The sequence below is a fragment of the Streptomyces sp. NPDC058964 genome (genome assembly GCF_042741275.1).
In the GTDB taxonomy this organism is placed as follows: Bacteria; Actinomycetota; Actinomycetes; order Streptomycetales; family Streptomycetaceae; genus Streptomyces.
The window spans coordinates 1-3,670 of sequence record NZ_JBHYKH010000702.1 but is presented as its reverse complement, the minus strand read 5'-3'; the positions used below and the strand labels follow the sequence as shown (position 1 = coordinate 3,670).

Here is a 3,670-nt window from a genome sequence, read left to right as displayed (position 1 = left end):
AACGTCGAGGCCTCCATGTCCTCCCCCTCGTCGCTGCTCCACTGGACCCGCCGCATGATCGAGATCCGCAAGCAGAATCCCGCCTTCGGACTGGGGTCCTATACCGAACTGCAGTCCTCGAACCCGGCGGTGATCGCGTTCCTGCGGGAGTACGAGGACGACCTGGTCCTGTGCGTGCACAACTTCTCCCGCTTCGCGCAGCCCACGGAACTGGACCTGCGGCGGTTCACGGGACGCAATCCGGTCGAGCTGTTCGGCGGGGTGCGCTTCCCCGCCATCGGTGAACTGCCGTACCTGCTGACCCTCGCGGGGCACGGCTTCTACTGGTTCCGGCTGCGCCGGGAAGCCGCGTAGTCACACCCCCGGGTGGGGCGGTTTCCGCTGCCCCGCCCGGGGCACCCATCAGTAACACCCCGACGCCCCGGGGAAAGGACGCGACGCCATGGCGGAAACGGTCACACCTTCCGGCACGACAAGCCCCGGCCACATCCTCGCGTCGCTCGATCCGCTGCTGCGCGAGTGGCTGCCGAGGCAGCGGTGGTTCGCGGGCAAGGGGCGTCCGGTCACCGGTTTCTCCCTGGTCTCGGCCACCGAACTGCTGCCCTCCGGCGGACGCCTGGGCCTGCACCATCTGCTGGTCCGCGCACACCAGACGCCCGCGCCCGGCACCGCCGCCCACCCGGGCGACGTCTACCAGCTCGTCATAGGCGCGCGCGAGGCGCTGCCGCCCCGGCTGGCGCCCGCGCTCATCGGACACGTGGAGCAGGGGCCGCTCGCCGGACGCACGGTGTACGACGCGCTGTACGACCCCCGGCCCGCCGAGGTGCTCCTGGAGGCCCTGCGCACCCGGGCCCGCATCGGCGGGCTGCGCTTCGAGCGGGACCGGCGGCAGGAGATACGGGACGGGCTCGTGGCCCGGCTGCTGACCGCCGAGCAGTCCAACTCTTCGGTGGTCTACGGCGATACGTTCATCCTGAAGCTGCTGCGCCGGATCGTGCCCGGCGTCAACCCGGACCTGGAGATACCGCTCGCCCTGGCGCGCGAGGGCTGCGCCCGGGTGCCCGCGCCCACGGCGTGGCTGCTGGCCGACCTGAACGGCGACAGCTACGTACTGGCCGTGCTCCAGCCCTTCGTGCGGGGCGCCACGGACGGCTGGGAACTGGCCCTGCGCGAGCTGGCCAAGGGCGAGGACTTCACCGCCGAGGCGCGGGCGCTGGGCCGGGCCACCGCCGAGGTGCACACGGCGCTCGGCCGCGCGCTGCCCACGGTCACCCTGGGCCACGGCCAGCTGCGGCAGCTGGTCGACGGCATGGTCGAACGGCTGGCGGCGGCCGCGCAGGCGGTCCCCGCGTTACGGCCGTACGAGCCCGGACTGCGTTCCGCCTACGAGGCCCTGGCCGGCCTGGCCGCCGAGGGCCGCACCTGGACCGCCCAGCGCGTCCACGGCGACCTGCACCTCGGCCAGTGCCTGCGCTCCCCCGACGGCCAGTGGTCGCTGATCGACTTCGAGGGCGAGCCGGCCCGCCCCCTCGCCGAGCGGCGCATGCCGCAGCCCACGGAGCGCGACATCGCGGGGATGCTCCGCTCGTTCGACTACGCGGCCCATTCGACGGCCCCGCCGGCCCCGGGATGGGCGGCCGTGTGCCGGGCCGCGTACTGCTCCGGGTACGCCGAGGTCGCCGGCCGTGACCCGCGTACCGATCCCGTACTGCTGCGGGCCTACGAGACCGACAAGGCGGTCTACGAGGTCGTCTACGAGGCCCGCCACCGCCCCGACTGGCTCCCCGTACCGCTGTCGGCGGTACACCTCCTCGCCACGTCCGACCAGCTCTGACCTCACCCTCGCCCAGGAGGCCCGTCCGTGACCCCCAGCCCCCCGTCCAGCGGTTCGGATCCGAAGAATCCAAAGAAGACGGCGGCCAAGAAGAAGGCGACCGCGAAGAAGGCGACCGCGAAGAAGGCCACGGCGAAGAAGGCGCCCGCCGAGAAGACCGGCGCGAAGAAGCCCTCGGCCGAGAAGGCGGCCCCGGCCGCGAAGGTCCCGCCCCAGAAGGTCACCAAGGTCACCGCCGCGAAGACCTCCCCCGTCGAGGTCGCCGTGTCCCCCGCCGTGACCGCCGGCGACCGCGAGCGGCTGCTCCACGGGACGCATCACGACCCGCACTCCGTCCTCGGCGCCCACCCGCTGGCCGGCGGGGTCGCCTTCCGGGCCTTCCGCCCGTACGCACGGTCCGTCGGCGTCGTGTCGGGCAGTCTGCGGGCCGAACTGCACGACGACGGCGACGGCTTCTTCTCCGGGCTGCTGCCCCTTCGCGAGGTCCCCGAGTACCGGCTGCTGGTGGAGTACGAGGGTGCGGCGCAAGAGACCGAGGACGCGTACCGCTTCCTGCCCACCCTCGGCGATCTCGACCTCCATCTCATCGGCGAGGGCCGGCACGAGCAGCTGTGGCGGGCACTGGGCGCCGAGCCGATGACGCACCAGGGGGTGACCGGCACCCGCTTCTCGGTGTGGGCGCCGAACGCACGGGGCGTGCGGGTCGCCGGCGGCTTCAACTTCTGGGACGGCACCGGGCACCCGATGCGGTCACTGGGCTCCTCGGGGGTGTGGGAGCTGTTCGTGCCGGGCATCGGCGAGGGCGAGCTCTACAAGTTCGAGATCACCCGCCCGGACGGCTCACGGACCCTGCGCGCCGACCCGATGGCGCGGCGCACGGAGGCTCCGCCGAACACCTCCTCCGTCGTGCACGCCTCGCGCTACGAGTGGGGCGACGCGGCGTGGCTGGCCCACCGGGGGGACACACCGGTCCACGAGGCTCCCTTCTCGGTGTACGAGATCCACCTCCCCTCCTGGCGGCCCGGCCTGACCTACCGCCAACTCGCCGAACAGCTGCCCGCGTACGTCAGGGACCTGGGCTTCACCCATGTCGAGCTGATGCCCGTCGCCGAGCACCCCTTCGGCGGCTCCTGGGGCTACCAGGTCACCGGGTTCTACGCGCCGACGGCCCGCCTCGGCACCCCCGACGACTTCAAGCACCTGGTCGACGCCCTCCACCGGGCCGGGATCGGTGTGCTGATGGACTGGGTTCCGGCACATTTCCCGCGCGATGAGTGGGCGTTGGCCGAGTTCGACGGACGCCCTCTGTACGAGCACGAGGACCCGTTGCGGGCCGCCCACCCCGACTGGGGCACGCTGGAGTTCGACTTCGGCCGTCGCGAGGTGCGCAACTTCCTGGTCGCCAACGCCGTTTACTGGTGCGAGGAGTTCCACATCGACGGCCTGCGCGTGGACGCGGTCGCCTCGATGCTCTACCTCGACTACTCCCGTGAGCCGGGCCAGTGGTCGCCGAACGAGCACGGGGGCCGGGAGAACCTGGACGCGGTGGCGTTCCTGCAGGAGATGAACGCGACCGTGTACCGGCGCAGTCCGGGTGTGGTGACCATCGCCGAGGAGTCGACCGCCTGGGACGGCGTCACCCGGCCCACGCACCACCGGGGCCCGAGCGGCTTCGGCGGTCTCGGCTTCGGGCTGAAGTGGAACATGGGCTGGATGCACGACTCGCTGGGGTACATGGGCCATGAGTCCGTCCACCGCAAGTACCACCACCACGAGATGACGTTCTCGATGGTCTACGCCTACAGCGAGAACTACGTCCTGCCCATATCCCACGAC

At 71.9% G+C, this 3,670-nt stretch carries 3 protein-coding genes; all 3 read left to right on the top strand.

Annotated elements, in window-relative coordinates; genetic code table 11:
* Positions 1 to 354: alpha-glucosidase C-terminal domain-containing protein (locus ACFW2E_RS43290; RefSeq protein ID WP_384476605.1), on the top strand; the 354-nt coding region annotated here is incomplete at its 5' end.
* Between the two features lie 88 nt (positions 355 to 442).
* Entirely contained in the window at positions 443 to 1,834 is a 1,392-nt protein-coding gene (locus ACFW2E_RS43285) for a maltokinase (RefSeq protein WP_384476602.1), read from the top strand.
* 27 nt (positions 1,835 to 1,861) lie between these two features.
* Positions 1,862 to 3,670: 1,4-alpha-glucan branching enzyme (glgB, locus tag ACFW2E_RS43280; RefSeq protein ID WP_384476599.1), on the top strand; the 1,809-nt coding region annotated here is incomplete at its 3' end.